Below are 14,213 nucleotides of genomic sequence, written 5' to 3' on the forward strand. Positions count from 1 at the left end.
GCAGGCGCAACCGCCCGGCGGCGGGCCTAGAGCATGCTGCGAAAAAGGGGCAACGGTTTTTCGCATCGAGCATGCTCTAAACTATGAGAGTAGATCGGCCCGAAAAGTGGATTGCGGTTTTCGGAAAGGCCGATGCAATCACGCAAGGCTGGATCATCGGACCGGATACGGTCCGATGATCTGACGCTGCCGGGCCTTCTAGCGAACCGGGTCCAGGAAGGGCGTATCGGGATCGCTGACATAGAAGATCACCACCTTCAGCATCTCGCTGCCCCGGTTGTAGCCGGTCATCTTGACGTTCGGCGGCTCGACGATCGACGCGCCGGCCTTCACCGTCACGGCCGTGCGTCCGTGCATTTCCAGGGTGAAGGCGCCTTCGATGACATGCACCGTCACCGGAAAACGGTGCGTATGGTGCGGTGTCTTGTCCCCCGGCTTGATCATGGCGGTCATCACCCTGATTTCCTGCTGAGGACCGGTCGGCATTCCCGGAACCACGGTCTTGAGCACGAGTTCAGGGCGCGCCAGCCGCTCGGTCTGCGCGGCGGCCGGCAATGAGGCGAGGACACAGGCGGCGAGCGGCAGGCAACGTATGGTTTCCTCCTCTGATCGCGACAATCCTGCTCCCATCATAGCCGCCTGCGCCGCGACGGGTCCGGCCTATCTGCACCGAAAAACCCCGGATGCTCGCGCATCCGGGGCAGGTGCCCGGTCGCATCGCGCGACCAGGTGGGAGGTTCGATTGAGATCACCAGCCGGCGAGCACGTTGCCCTTGAAGCGCTCGGTCACGAAGGCCTTGATCTCGGGTGAGTGATAGGCTTCGACCAGGGTCTTGACCCAGGGCTTGTCCTTGTCCGCCTCGCGCACGGCGATGACGTTGACATAGGGGCCCTTCGGGTCCTCGCGCAGAATGGCCGAGGTCGGCTCGATCTTGGCGTCGACAGCGTAGTTCGTGTTGATCGAGGCGGCCCCGACATCGGCAAGCGAGCGGGGTGCCTGCGCCGCATCGATCTCGATGATCTTCAGCTTCTTCGGATTGGCCGTGATGTCGGCGACGCTCGGCTTCACGCCGACGCCGTCCTTCAGCTTGATCACGCCCTTGTCCTGCAGCAGCAGCAGCGAGCGTCCGCCATTGGTCGGGTCGTTCTGGATCGCGACGGTCGCACCATCCGGAATTTCGGCCCAGCTCTTGTACTTCGACGAATAGATCCCGAGCGGGAAGTTCACGGTCAGGCCGACGCTGACCAGCTTGTAGCCGCGGTCCTTCACCTGGTTGTCGAGATAGGGCTGGTGCTGGAAGGAGTTGGCTTCCAGCTCTCCGGCATCCAGCGCCTGGTTCGGCACGACATAGTCGGAGAACTCGACGATCTTGATGTCGAGGCCCTTCTTGGCGGCGATCGGCTTCACCTTCTCGAGAATTTCCGCATGCGGGCCGGGCGAGACGCCGATGCGCAGCGTCTGATTCTGCTGGGCGAAAGCCGGCACCGAGAGGAGAAGCGCGAGGCCGGAGGCGGCAAGCGCGGCGCGGCGGGTCAGATTGATCGACATGATGCTTCCTTGCGTGTGTTTGAACGGTTGAGGACGGATTGCTCAGGCGTGGCGCAGGCGCCTGTTGAGACGGCGGGCGAGCCGGTCGCCGATGCTTTGCACGGTCTGGACGAGGACGATCAGCACGGCGACGACGACGGCCATCACGTCCGGCATGAAGCGCTGGTAGCCGTAGCGGATGCCGAGGTCGCCGAGGCCGCCGCCGCCAACCGCGCCGACCATGGCCGAGAAGCCGATCAGGCTGACGATAGCCAGCGTCAGTCCGAGTGTGATTGACGGCAATGCCTCGGGCACCAGCACCTTGCGCACGATCTGCAGCGGGCTTGCGCCCATGGCGCGCGCCGCCTCGACGAGGCCCTGATCGACTTCGCGGATGGCGCCTTCGATCAGCCGGGCGATGAAGGGAGCGGCCGCGACGGTGAGCGGGACCATGGCCGCATTGGTGCCGATCGAGGTGCCGGCGAGCAGCCGGGTGAAGGGGATGATCGCGACAACGAGGATGATGAAGGGCGTCGAGCGCGTGGCATTGACGAGTACGCCGAGCACGGCGTTGACGGCCGGCGCAGCAAAAAGCTCGCCGCGCTTGCTGGTCGCCAGGAAGACGCCGAGCGGCAGGCCGATCAGCGTGCCGATCCCGGCCGCGACCGCAACCATGAGCAGCGTGTCGGCGGTCGCCTGGGCGATGAGACGGATGAGTTCAGGAGACATGGCCGATAACCTCCGCCTTGAGTTCGAGGCTCTTCAGGGCGCCGAGCACGGCGGCGAGTTCCGGCTCATGAGCCGTGACCGAGACGAGCAGGCTGCCAAAGGGCTGGCCCGCGATGGCATCGATCCGTCCGGCCAGGATGTTGACATCGACGCCGACGATCGAGCTCAGCCGGCTGATCACCGGGGCCGTCGCATTCTCGCCGATGAAGGTGATGCGCAGCAGGGCGCTGTCGCCCGGACGTGCCTCCGACCTGACCCGGCCGGCGAGATGGCTCGGAAGTTCGACACCGGTCACCGTCTCGACGAAACGCGCGGTGGTCGGATGCCTGGGCTGGGTGAAGACGGCAAAAGTCTCGCCTTCCTCCACGATCCGCCCGCCCTCGATCACCGCAACGCGGTCGCAGATCTCCTTGATCACCGGAATCTCGTGGGTGATCAGCAGGATGGTGATGCCGAGCTCGCGGTTGACGCGCTTCAGCAGGCCGAGGATCGATTGTGTGGTCTCGGGATCCAGAGCCGACGTCGCCTCGTCGCAGAGGAGCACCTTGGGCTCGGTCGAAAGCGCGCGGGCGATGCCGACGCGCTGCTTCTGGCCGCCCGAAAGTTCGGCCGGATAGCGCTCGCGCTTGTCGGACAGGCCGACGAGATCGAGCAGCCGCGTGACCTGGCGTTCGATCTCGGCCCTGGGCGCACCTGCGATTTCCAGCGGCAGCGCGACATTGTCGAAGACGGTGCGCGACGAGAGCAGGTTGAAGTGCTGGAAGATCATGCCGATCGTCCGGCGCCGCGCCCGCCAACCGGCCTCGGTCAGGCCGGTGACGTCCTCGTCCTCGATCAGGATGCGGCCGGAACTCGCCCGCTCCAGACCGTTGACCAGCCGGATCAGCGTCGACTTGCCGGCGCCGGAGCGGCCGATCACGCCAAGGATTGCGCCGCGCGGCACGGTGAGATCGATGCCGGAGAGCGCGGTCACGGCTGCTTGCCCGGAGCGGCCGGAGAAGACCTTGCCGACATTCTCGAACCGGATCGCCGGTTCGGGACTGAAGACGGGGTTGGCACCGACGCTGACGGCGTCGGGCTTCACGAGAGCGTTCATCATAACCTCAGAGGAGCGTGTGGCAGGACCAGTGCGAGATGCCGAGCTGTTCCAGCGTCACGTCATGGATGGAGCGGCGTGTGTGCTCGTCGTCGTCCGCTCGCTCCCGGGATGAAGATGGTGCGAGCGCGGCGGGAAAGGCCCGGTCGAGCCAGGCCCGCAGCAATGCGCTGAAGGCTGCGATCAGTGGCATCGGCCTGTCCCCGCTATGACGCCAGCCGCAGCGCCGGACGGCGCTGGGAGGCGGCGTGCTGCCGGGCTGCGATCTCGGCGGCGCTTGGCGTCGCGAAGCGCTGGCCCTCGAGGGCGTGAAAGGCAGACGAGGCGGAAATGAAGGTGAAGAAGCGTTCGTCGTGGCGGCGATTGACGAGCCCGGCCTGGGTCTCGCCGATTTCGATGATGAATGCCTGCTGGGTTTGCGATTGGGTCATGGCTTGCCTCCGCCGCATGGGCGGCGTTCGATTGAGCGGATCGGATTGGGAAAGGCCCCGGCGTCAGCCCGGGCCGTCTTTCAATGCAGGATCAGCATCGACAACAGCAGGCAGCCATCAGCATCGTTGCAGCGGACCGGCGCAAGGTCGAAACGGTCATGTTCATCTCCTCGTCACTGGAGCCCACGACCCGGTCGTGGCGCTTTAGCGTTTGGTGACGCGGCGCAAGCTGCTCGCTCAAATCTCCGCGGCCGCCGAACCATGTCCAGCGACGGTGCCAATCTGGTCGGAAATGTCCTCTTTGTCAACCTGATCGTTCTTTTAAAGAAACGAAAGAAAGGGAATGAATCTTTCGCGCGCCGCTGCCGATGGGGCAGAAATCTCTCCTCGATCGTCCCACGGATCTCACCCTGCGACAGAGCGCGGCTTGACGCAGAGCGGGTGACGAGGCCAAGTCGCGCCATGTCGGCCTCCGGTCACCTGCTTGCGATGCTGCGCCGCTCCGTCCTCGGAGCCTGGCTCGCGGCCGTCTATGCGCTGGCCGTTCTGGCCGCGGGCCTTGTGCCGACATCAGCCTTTGCCGCTCATCCCGCGCTCGCAGGTGCGGTGCTGTGCTCGGGGCAGTCCGTCTCGGACACGTCCGAGGTTCCGGAGCCGGCGAACGGCACCCAGCATTGCATCGGCTGCCCGATCAATCCTGCCCTTGCGATCCCTCCCGCGCCGCCCCAGCCGGTGGGGGTTCGCCTTGCGGCCGCGCTCGAGCGCTCCGTTCCGATTCTGACGGATGCCATCCATGGCGCGGTGCTCGGGCTGCCGCAATCGCGCGCGCCGCCGACCGGATCCTGAACACAGTTTCGTCTTTCCCTCTCGTCTTGCAGCCAGCCGGACAGGCCGCTGCAAGCCGGGATTTCCGGTCATTCTCGAAGGGCCGCGACCTCTTTCAGGATCTTTTTCATGAACAAGCCTGTTCACTATCTCGCCGCGATCGCGCTGACGCTGGCGAGCGCCGCCGCCTTCGCCCATGACTACAAGGCTGGCCCGCTGAAGATCGGCCATCCCTGGTCGCGTGCCACGCCAGCCGGCGCAAAGGTCGGCGGCGGCTATCTCGCGATCGAGAACACCGGTTCGACATCCGACCGGCTGATCGCGGTCTCTGCGCCCTTTGCCGGCCGCGGCGAGATCCATGAGATGGCGGTCACCAATGGTGTGATGACCATGCGCGAGCTTGAAAAGGGCATCGAAATCCCGGCCGGCGCCAAGGTCGAGCTGAAGCCCGGCGGCTTCCACATCATGTTCCAGGAGCTGAAGCAGCCGCTGAAACAGGATGAGCGGGTCAAGGGCACGTTGACCTTCGAGAAGGCCGGAGCGGTAGAGGTCGAGTTCAAGATCGAAGGGATCGGCGCCAAGGGCGCAGCCGCCGAGCACACGCACTGAGCGCTTGAAGAAAAGGCGATGGCCTCCTCTTGTTGAGAGGGGCCATCGCGATTCTGGATTTCAGATCTTGGCGCGCGGGTCGTGCTTCGCCAGCCGCGCCAGCAGATAGTCCACTTCCGCCTTTGCCGCGGCTGTCAGACCGGCGCCCGGCTTGCGCTGGGCGTCGCTGGCCAGGATGCCGCGCTTCATCATCGTGTATTTGCGGACGGCAAGGCCGACACCCTGCTGCTGCTCGTAGCGCAGCAGCGGCAGATGCGCATCGAAGATGTCATGCGCTGCGTCGCGCTTGCCCTCGCCCGAGAGGCGGACGACGTCGATCAGCAGTTCCGGGAAGGCATAGCCGGTATTGGCGCCGTCAGCGCCGCGCTCCATCTCGAAATCGAGGAAGAGCCCGCCATTGCCGGTGAGGATCGCAATCTTGCGCAAGCTGCCGTCCGCCTGGAACTTGCGCAGCGTCGAGATCTTCTCGAGCCCCGGCCAGTCCTCGTGCTTCAGCATCACGCAGGACGGGTTGTCCTGGACGATGCGGCGGATCACGGCCGGCGTCATCACCACCGAGAGCGTGAGCGGGTAGTCCTGGATGACGAAGGGAATGTCGCTGCCGATCGCCTCGACGGCCTGGGCGTAATAGCCGACGATCTGGTCGTCGGTACGCAGGCTCGGCGGTGGGGCGATCATCACGCCGCCGGCGCCGAGATCCATCACCTGCCGTGCCAGCGAGCGCATCGCGGCAAAGCCCGGCGCCGAGACGCCGACGATGATCGGCTTGCCGCCCATCTTCGCCACCGCGCGCTTGACGAGGCCGACCGATTCCTCCGGTTCGAGCTTCGGCGCCTCGCCCATGATGCCGAGCACGGTGATGCCGTCAGAGCCGATGCCGGCATAGAAATCGAAGAGCCGGTCGGTGCTCGTCCAGTCGATGGCGCTATCGGGCGTGAAGGGGGTCGGCGCGATGGGATAGACGCCGCGGGCGTCAGGGGTCAGCTGCATGATCAGTTTTCCTTGAAATCTCTTCAGGCGATCCGGGTGCGGACGCTGCCGACGCCGTCGATGGCGCCTTCCAGCACGTCCCCCTTGACGACGGCTGCGACGCCTTCCGGCGTGCCGGTGAAGATCAGGTCGCCGGGAGCCAGCGCGACGAGGCCGGAAAGATAGGCGATCGTCTCCGGCACGCTCCAGATCAGCTTGGCGAGATCGGAGGTCTGGCGAACACGGCCATTGACCGTGAGCTCGATCTTGCCGGCACCGGGATGGCCGCTCTGGCTCGCCGGCAGGATCTCTCCGATCGGGGCCGACTGGTCGAAGCCCTTGCCCATGTCCCAGGGGCGGCCGGTCTTCTTGGCTTCGCCCTGCAGGTCGCGGCGGGTCATGTCGAGCCCGGCGGCATAGCCATAGACATGCGAGAGCGCCTCGGACACCGGGATGTCGCGCCCGCCGGTGCCGATCGCGACGACCAGCTCCATTTCGTGATGCAGATCCCTGGTCTTGCTGGGATAGGGCATGTCGGTGCCGTTGATCACCAGCGCGTCCGCCGGCTTGGTGAAGAAAAACGGCTCCTCGCGGTCGGGATCGCCCCCCATCTCGCGGGTATGTTCGGCGTAGTTGCGCCCGACGCAGAAGATGCGGCGCACGGGGAAGAGCCCGCCGCCCGCTACCGGAACCGCGCTGATGGCGGGCGGTTCGATCACATAATTCGTCATGACGCAGCGCTCCCTCGATGTCGTGCCGTTCATGAGCGAGCGACGGGCGCGAAGCAAGGGGCCGGCCGCTCGTGGCGGGGCTGCGCGCTCGGCATTGCCGCCGGGGTTCAGGTGGATGCAGGATGTTCTGCCGGCGTCGGCAGCAGCTGCTCGACCACCGCACGCAGCGCGCGCGCCGCCGCCTCGACATCGTCCTGCACGAATAGCGCACCGATCACGGCAATGCCGTCGGCCCCTGCTTCGATGACAGAAGCCGCATTGCTTGCCGTGATGCCGGCGATGGCTCCGACCGGGAGCGGTCCCAGTACGGCGGCAGCCCTGCGCCGCAGGGCCATGAAGCCGTCGAGCCCGAGGGAGGAGCCGGCATTGTCCTTGTGCGAGGTCTGGAAGACGCCGCCGATGCAGGCATAGTCGATCTTCGCCGACGCCAGCGTGGAGAGTTCGTCCTCATGCTTCAGCGTTGCGCCGATGATGGCGCGGGGCCCGAGCAGGCGGCGGGCATCGTTCGGCTTCATGTCGTCGGCGCCGAGATGGACGCCGTCAGCCCCCGAAGCGAGAGCGACATCGACCCGGTCGTTGATCAGCAGCGGCACCTTCGTGCCGTGCAGGGCCGAGCGGATGGCTCGGGCCTCGCGCACCATCTCGCGCGTCGTCCCGGTCTTGGCGCGCAGCTGGATCAGGGTGGCGCCGCCATCGACCGCAGCACGCGCCAGATCGGCCAGCGAGCGGCCGCCCGCGATCTGCGGATCGACAATGCCGTAAAGGCGGATATCAACGCTCACCCGTGCTCTCCCATGCGTTCGCGCAAAATGGCCTCGTCAATCCCGGCCAGCGCGTCGATCAGGTGCACGGCGAAGCTGCCGGGCCCTTGCGACGTCTCTGCCGCGATCTCACCGGCAATGCCATAGGCGGTCAGCGCCGCGGCCGCCGCGACTGCCGGATCGCCCTCCACCGCGCAGCAGGCCGCGATCAGGGCGCCCGCTGCGCAGCCGACCCCGGTGACCTTCGTCATCAGCGGATGGCCCTGGGCGACGGAGAGCGTGCCGCTCACCCCCGCAATCCGGTCGATCTTGCCGGTGGTGACGAGCGTGAGGCTGCGCTCGCGCGCCGCTTCGAGATCGGCCGCGAGGGCAGCCATCTCGGTCGCGTTGCCGCGCACGACGATGTTCGGCAGGCGCAACACCTCGCGCGCCACGTGCTGGCGCAGCGGCGAGAGCTCGACGAAGACCGGATCGAAGACGAGCGGTTTCTGCCGGTCGCGCGCGACTTCCAGCAGCTTCGGGATGGCGAGTTCGCTCTCGGCATTGAGCGTACCGATATTGATCAGGATCGCGCTGGCGCCCTCGGCCATCGCCGCGACCTCGTCGACATGGATCGCCATGGACGGGATCGCGCCGAAGGCGAGCAGCATGTTCGCCGTGATGTTCTGCGCCACCGTATTGGTGAGGCATTGCACACGCGGGCGGCTTGTCGCCACCCGCGCCAGCACGCCTGCGACGGCCTTCGCGTCGAGGCGGGCAGCGGTCATCGTCGCGCTCATTCGGCGGCCGGCAAATAGAGTTGGCCGCCCTTGGCGAGGAATTCCTGCGATTTCTCGGCCATGCCTTCGAGCGCTGCGCGTTCATTCTCGCCCATCGCCAGCACTTCGGCGCGCAGATCCTGCGTGATCTTCATCGAGCAGAATTTCGGCCCGCACATCGAACAGAAATGCGCGACCTTGTGGGCGTCCTTCGGCAGGGTCTCGTCATGGAAGGAGCGCGCCGTGTCGGGGTCGAGCGCCAGGTTGAACTGGTCCTCCCAGCGGAAGTCGAAGCGGGCGCGCGAGACCGCGTCGTCGCGGATCTTGGCCGCTGGATGGCCCTTGGCGAGATCGGCGGCATGGGCTGCGATCCGGTAGGTGATGACGCCGGTCTTGACGTCGTCGCGATTGGGAAGGCCGAGATGCTCCTTGGGCGTGACGTAGCAGAGCATGGCGCAGCCGAACCAGCCGATCATCGCCGCGCCGATGCCCGAGGTGATGTGGTCGTAACCCGGCGCGATGTCAGTGGTCAGCGGTCCCAGCGTGTAGAACGGCGCCTCGCCGCATTCGCGCAACTGCTTGTCCATGTTCTCCTTGATCTTGTGCATCGGCACGTGGCCGGGGCCTTCGATCATCACCTGGCAGCCCTTGTCCCAGGCAACCTTGGTGAGCTCGCCCAGCGTCTCCAGTTCGGCAAACTGGGCGCGGTCATTGGCATCGGCGATCGAGCCCGGACGCAGGCCATCGCCGAGTGAGAAGGAGACGTCATATTTGCGCATGATCTCGCAAATCTCGTCGAAGCGCTCGTAGAGGAAGCTCTCCTTGTGATGCGCGAGGCACCAGCGCGCCATGATCGAGCCGCCGCGCGAGACGATGCCCGTGACGCGGCTCGCGGTCAGCGGGATATAGGGCAGGCGCACGCCGGCATGGATGGTGAAATAGTCGACGCCCTGCTCGGCCTGCTCGATCAGCGTATCCTTGAACACCTCCCAGTCGAGCTTGATCGGGTCGCCGCCAACCTTCTCCAGCGCCTGGTAGATCGGCACCGTGCCGATCGGAACCGGCGAGTTGCGCAGGATCCAGGAGCGGATGTTGTGGATGTTGCGGCCGGTCGACAGGTCCATCACCGTGTCGGCGCCCCATCGGATCGCCCAGACCAGTTTCTCGACCTCCTCGGCAGCGCCGGAGGTCACGGCCGAATTGCCGATATTGGCGTTGATCTTGACCAAGAAATTGCGGCCGATCGCCATCGGCTCCAGCTCGGGGTGGTTGATATTGGCCGGGATGATGGCGCGGCCGCGGGCGATTTCCTCGCGCACGAACTCAGGCGTGACGAATTCCGGAACCGAGGCGCCGAAGCTCTCGCCATCGGCATGGCGCTCTCGGGCACCTTCGAGCATCGCGGCGCGGCCGAGATTCTCGCGATGCGCGACATAGATCATCTCGGGTGTGACGATGCCGGCCCTGGCGAACTCGTATTGGGTCGCCATCTGGCCAGGCTTCGCCTCGAGAATCGGGCGTGCGGCCGGACAGGCGGGAACGAGCTGTTCAGACGAGATATGGCCGTTATCGGCGGCGGTGACGGCACGGCCGGGCACGGTCGTAAAGCTGCGCGCATCGAGCCAGGCGCGGCGCGGCTGCGGCAGGCCGGCATTCAGATCGATCGTGACGTCGCTCTCGGTGAACGGACCGGATGGGTCATAAATCCGGACCGGCGGCTCGGAATCGGTGGTGAGCTGCACTTCGCGGAAGGGCACCCGCATCTCGGGATGGTCCGGCGGCGCGACATAGATCTTGCGCGAGCCGATGATCGGGCCGGTCGTCACGCTTTGCGGCGCCGCTTTGACGGTATTCTTCTGTGGCTTGGTATGGGCGTTCATGGGGATCTCCTCCTTGGTCCAAGGTTCAGGAGATCCGGGTTTGGAAGCGGTCCAGTCGCTGTCTGCGGGTACATGTGTGGCGCACGCCGCGTTCCAGTCCCTCCGCCGGTATGACCCGGATCAGGTTCGACGGGTTCGGCTTTGGACGCCATCTCAGCTCTTGCGAGCACCCCTCGGAACGAAGCGGAGGTTAGGGCCGGCGGTGCTTGAACGCAACCCGGCAAGGAGCCGGATGCGGCCCGGCCATGCGGTGCCGGAATGCCGGCCTCAGGCGAGAATGTCGACGTTCTGGCCCTGGCCAGCGGCCAGATTGGCCTTCTGGGTCTCGGCGCTCTGCTGCAGGAGATCGACGAGCGCCTGATCGGAGGCCGCCTGTTGCTTCACCATCGCGGTCTGCAGGGTCTGGCGTGTCGAGGCTGCCTGGCTTGCGGCAAAGCTCTGGGCGATCGCGACGGATGTCTCACTCATCATCAACTCTCCTAGCGGCAGGTCTTAAGGCTAAGAGCTTGCATATTCCTGAATCCGCCTGATCCAGGGAGACCGGCGCGACGGTCGCCCGCCGCGCCGGTTCGATCGGTTCATTGCGGCTGGTTCTGGCCGGCCAGCAGCGGGGTGATGCGTCGGAGCGTGACGCGGCGGTTCTCGCGGGCCGCCTCCTGCGTCTGCACCTTGAGATATTGCTCGCCATAGCCCTGCGTCGTCAGATTCTCCGGCGGCACCTGGAAGTCGCGCGTCAGGATCTCGGCGACGGATTGGGCCCGGCGATCCGAGAGCGAGAGGTTGTCGACGTCCGGGCCGACGGCGTCGGTATGGCCCTCGACCAGGAAGATCTCGTTCGGCGCGCGCTGCAATGCCTGGCGGATCGAGGCGGCAATCACCGAAAGCCGCTGCGCCTGGGTGGGAGCGACTTCCCACGATCCGGTCTCGAATGTCACCGTGTCGATATCGACGCTGCGCATGCGGGCGCGCAGGTCCGGCGAGTAGCGTACCTCGTCGAGCGTGTAGCGACGCGGGATCGCGGCGATCGGCGGGGCGGTGATCGTCTCGTAGATCAGGCGCTCATCGGCCTGTTCGGCGTCGACGATATAGCGCTCGCGCGGGATCGGCAGCGGCGGCGGCGGCAGCACGACGATCTCATCCGAGAAGCGCATATCCGGGCGATCGCGGCGGGTGTTGTCGATGATCACGACCTCATCGCCATCGCGCATCCGCCGGGTCCGGCGGATCAGGCGGCCCTCCTCGTCGGTCACGGTGATGATGCGGCTGCCGTCCGGCCGTTCGAACACGGTGACGTTCTCGTCGCCCCGCCGTTCGGTGCGCCCCTGCCAGCCGAGGTCGCGGAAGCGCTCGGTCTCGTCGCGGCGGATGATGGCACGGTCGTCGTCGCGGATGATCGTGCGCCCCGGCTCGCGGATGATCGTCACGTCGCCCTCGCGACGCTCCTCGCGGCGCCCGCGGACATCATCGAGGCGGGTAGCGCCCTGCGTCGCCATGATGCCGCCGAGCACACCAACGCCAAGGCCGATCGCGGCTGCGCCACCGAGCCCGATGCCACCGCGGCGGCCTTGGCGGTCAGGAGGGGGCGGTTGCCCGGGGCCGGCGGCTGGAGGCTGGCCGGCCGGAGGGGGAGCGAGCGTCTGGCCTGGTTGCGGCGGAGCAACTGGCGGCGGGACTGCGCCGGGCGCTGCCGGCGGCTGAGCGGGCAGGGTCGCCGGGGCCTGACCGGGTGTTGCAGCAGGTGGCTGGCCGGTTGGCGGCGCACCGGGCGCACGACCGCCCGGAGGCGGCACGAGCGGCTGGGCCGCGGGCGGTTGGGCTTGCGGAGCGGTTCCTGGAACCGGCGCTGGCGTCGGGCGAGCTGCCGGGGGCTGATTCGGAGCCGCTGCCGGAGCCTGGCCGGCCGGCGACGTACCGGGCGCACGGCCGGCAGGAGGCGGCACCAGCGGCGCGGTCGCGGGCGGTTGGGTTTGCGGAGCGGCTCCTGGTACCGGCGCAGGCGTCGGACGCACCGCTGGCGGCTGGCCGGGCGCTGGCACCGGAGGCTGCGCGGTGGATGGTGGCGCACCAGGAGCGCGACCTCCCGGAGGCGGCGTCAGCGGCGCGGTTGCGGGAGGCTGCGCCTGTGGCGCCGGCATCGGACGGGCTGCCGGCGGCTGGCCGGGAGCCGGGACAGGGGGCTGGACGCGTGGCGGCACGGCCTGAGGTTGGCTGGGCTGGGATGGTGGAGCCGGACGCGGCACCTGAGGCGCGGAGGATGGAGGCGCCGGCGTTTGCCGGGTCGCGGGCGGCTGACCGGGCACGGGTAGCGGTCGCGCGGCAGGCGGACGTCCGGGTTCGCCGGGTCCCGGCGCGGTGATCGGCGGCACGGGGCGCGGCATCGGCGGGTCGCGGCGCGGTTCAGGCGGCGGGCCGGCAGGTGGGCGTGGCTGCGCGGGCGGCGCGGCGCTTGGTGCCGGAGGCGCGACTGGCCGCTGGATCGCCGGCGGCGCCCCGGGTGCTGCGGGAGCAGGCCGTGGGCGTTCAGCACCGGGCGGGCGCGCCTCGCCAGGTCCGGCTCCAGGTCCGGCTCCAGGTCCGGGTCGCGGTGCGCCGGGCGCCCCCGGCGGGCGAGGCCGGCGCGGCTGCCCGGGCTCTTCGTCCGACGGCGCAGGAGCCTGCGCTAGTCTCATCGGTGCCTGCGCCGGTTCGACCGCGAAGCCGCCATGCGACAGGGTCAGGCCGGGGAGGACAGTACCGATCAGAAGCCAGTTTTTCGTGCGCGTCATGAGTTCCGTTTCCGTTTCATTGGCGATCGGCATCAGCGCCGAAAGGCGCTGAACCCGTCATGAACCGAAAACGGCCGAAATCGGGCAGGGTTCCCTCTGCCCGACCTGTGCCGGGCGGGTAAGATCATCGGACCGGAAATCATATCCGGTCCGATAATCTAACCTTCTGTGTTCGCATCGGCTTTCCCGAAAACCGCAATCCACTTTTCGGGCCGATGCTTTAGAGCCCCGCCTCTGCCTTTACATGGCGGGCGATCTCGGCGTGGCTGGCAAACCAGCAATCGCCCTTCGCCTTGGCATGCCGGATCAGTTCTTCGAGGATCCAGATGCGCGAGCGGTAGGTGATGACATGCGGATGCATGGTCAGCAGGAAGAGCCCACCTTCCTCATGGGCGCGGTCGAACTCGCGCCGGAAGATGTCGAATACGGCTTCCGGTGCCGTGTAGGGCCGCAGCGCCTGGAAGCGGTTCATGTTGAAATAGACCGCATCGTCGCGGATCCATTCGACCGGGAGCTCGATCATGCCCGTCGGCTCGCCCTTCTCGATGATCTCGTAAGGGTCGTCATCGGCGAAGAGCGAGGAATCGTAGAGCAGGCCGAGTTCGCGCTCGATGCTCAGGGTCACTTCCGAAAAATCCCAGGACGGCGTGCGCATGCCGACTGGCCTGACGCCGGTGATCTTCTCCAGCGTATCGGCTGAGCGCAGATGCAGTTCGCGCTCGGCCTCCGGCGGCACGGCGGTGTTGACCTCGTGGATCCAGCCATGCAGGCCGATCTCGTGGCCTTCCGCGATGACGCGGCGTTGCTCCTCGGGATAGAGCAGGGCGGTCACCGCCGGCACGAAGAAGGTCGCCTGGATCTGTTCCTTCGCCATCAGGTCGAGGATGCGCGGCATGCCGACGCGGTTGCCATACTGGCCCCAGGAGAGACGGCCGACCGACTTGCCGCCATCGCGCAGTTCGTTCGTCTCGTGATCGACGTCGAAGGATAGGGCGACGGCGCAGCGCGCGCCGTTCTTCCATCTGGCCGGCTTCAGGTTGCGGCCCGCGCGCACGCGCTCGACCTTGCCGCGCCAGACCTCCTCGGGCCATTGCCAGGGTTCGAGAGCAGGTGCGGTCATGGCGGAATGTC

The 14,213-nt window shown here is 67.0% G+C and carries 16 protein-coding genes and 1 riboswitch; of the genes, 2 read left to right on the forward strand and 14 right to left on the reverse strand.

Annotated features, from left to right (window positions below):
* Positions 1-198: 198 nt before the first annotated feature.
* From FG93_RS10065 to FG93_RS10090, 6 genes are all read right to left on the reverse strand, one after another.
* The gene (locus tag FG93_RS10065) at positions 199-618 is read right to left on the reverse strand and encodes a cupin domain-containing protein (RefSeq protein WP_161783802.1); all 420 of its coding nucleotides are present in this window, start codon (positions 616-618) and stop codon (positions 199-201) included.
* Positions 619-748: 130 nt separating this feature from the next.
* Positions 749-1,549, reverse strand: coding sequence for a MetQ/NlpA family ABC transporter substrate-binding protein (locus tag FG93_RS10070; RefSeq protein ID WP_043234140.1), 801 nt, complete (start codon positions 1,547-1,549; stop codon positions 749-751).
* A gap of 42 nt (positions 1,550-1,591) precedes the next feature.
* Complete coding sequence (locus tag FG93_RS10075) at positions 1,592-2,257, reverse strand: methionine ABC transporter permease (protein WP_043234143.1); 666 nt, start codon at positions 2,255-2,257, stop codon at positions 1,592-1,594.
* Positions 2,247-3,353, reverse strand: a complete 1,107-nt coding sequence (locus FG93_RS10080; RefSeq protein WP_043234248.1) for a methionine ABC transporter ATP-binding protein — start codon at positions 3,351-3,353, stop codon at positions 2,247-2,249. Before FG93_RS10080 ends, FG93_RS10075 begins: the two co-directional genes overlap by 11 nt.
* Positions 3,354-3,360: 7 nt before the next feature.
* Complete coding sequence (locus tag FG93_RS10085) at positions 3,361-3,546, reverse strand: hypothetical protein (protein ID WP_043234144.1); 186 nt, start codon at positions 3,544-3,546, stop codon at positions 3,361-3,363.
* Between the two features lie 13 nt (positions 3,547-3,559).
* On the reverse strand, positions 3,560-3,784 hold the full coding sequence (locus FG93_RS10090) for a hypothetical protein (protein ID WP_043234146.1): 225 nt from the start codon (positions 3,782-3,784) through the stop codon (positions 3,560-3,562).
* 462 nt (positions 3,785-4,246) lie between these two features.
* On the opposite strand from FG93_RS10090, the gene FG93_RS10095 reads away from it, so the two are divergent.
* Together FG93_RS10095 and FG93_RS10100 are read left to right on the forward strand one after the other, a co-directional pair.
* A complete protein-coding gene (locus FG93_RS10095) occupies positions 4,247-4,630 on the forward strand; it encodes a hypothetical protein (RefSeq protein ID WP_043234149.1) in 384 nt (127 codons plus the stop codon).
* A 108-nt stretch (positions 4,631-4,738) separates the two neighbouring features.
* On the forward strand, positions 4,739-5,218 hold the full coding sequence (locus tag FG93_RS10100; protein WP_043234150.1) for a copper chaperone PCu(A)C: 480 nt from the start codon (positions 4,739-4,741) through the stop codon (positions 5,216-5,218).
* A 60-nt stretch (positions 5,219-5,278) separates the two neighbouring features.
* Here FG93_RS10100 and FG93_RS10105 read toward each other — a convergent pair whose 3' ends face one another.
* The 8 genes from FG93_RS10105 to FG93_RS10140 form a co-directional block, all read right to left on the reverse strand.
* Positions 5,279-6,208, reverse strand: a complete 930-nt coding sequence (locus FG93_RS10105; RefSeq protein ID WP_043234152.1) for a dihydrodipicolinate synthase family protein — start codon at positions 6,206-6,208, stop codon at positions 5,279-5,281.
* 23 nt (positions 6,209-6,231) lie between these two features.
* On the reverse strand, positions 6,232-6,918 hold the full coding sequence (locus FG93_RS10110) for a fumarylacetoacetate hydrolase family protein (protein ID WP_043234156.1): 687 nt from the start codon (positions 6,916-6,918) through the stop codon (positions 6,232-6,234).
* A gap of 107 nt (positions 6,919-7,025) precedes the next feature.
* Positions 7,026-7,700 (reverse strand): thiamine phosphate synthase, encoded by a 675-nt coding sequence (thiE, locus tag FG93_RS10115; protein WP_043234157.1) that lies wholly within the window; start codon positions 7,698-7,700, stop codon positions 7,026-7,028.
* Entirely contained in the window at positions 7,697-8,446 is a 750-nt protein-coding gene (locus FG93_RS10120) for a hydroxyethylthiazole kinase (RefSeq protein ID WP_043234249.1), read from the reverse strand. Before FG93_RS10120 ends, thiE begins: the two co-directional genes overlap by 4 nt.
* An 8-nt stretch (positions 8,447-8,454) precedes the next feature.
* Entirely contained in the window at positions 8,455-10,317 is a 1,863-nt protein-coding gene (gene thiC / locus FG93_RS10125; RefSeq protein ID WP_043234158.1) for a phosphomethylpyrimidine synthase ThiC, read from the reverse strand.
* Positions 10,318-10,396: 79 nt separating this feature from the next.
* Positions 10,397-10,501, reverse strand: a riboswitch (TPP riboswitch).
* 83 nt (positions 10,502-10,584) lie between these two features.
* The gene (locus FG93_RS10130) at positions 10,585-10,785 is read right to left on the reverse strand and encodes a hypothetical protein (protein WP_043234250.1); all 201 of its coding nucleotides are present in this window, start codon (positions 10,783-10,785) and stop codon (positions 10,585-10,587) included.
* Positions 10,786-10,895: 110 nt separating this feature from the next.
* Positions 10,896-11,810: an OmpA family protein gene (locus tag FG93_RS33530; RefSeq protein WP_244448557.1), complete on the reverse strand. Its 915-nt coding sequence runs from the start codon at positions 11,808-11,810 to the stop codon at positions 10,896-10,898.
* A gap of 1,492 nt (positions 11,811-13,302) precedes the next feature.
* On the reverse strand, positions 13,303-14,202 hold the full coding sequence (locus FG93_RS10140) for a polysaccharide deacetylase (RefSeq protein WP_043234159.1): 900 nt from the start codon (positions 14,200-14,202) through the stop codon (positions 13,303-13,305).
* Positions 14,203-14,213: the final 11 nt, after the last annotated feature.

The organism is Allobosea sp. LC85, from assembly GCF_000735605.1.
Lineage (GTDB): Bacteria > Pseudomonadota > Alphaproteobacteria > Rhizobiales > Beijerinckiaceae > Allobosea.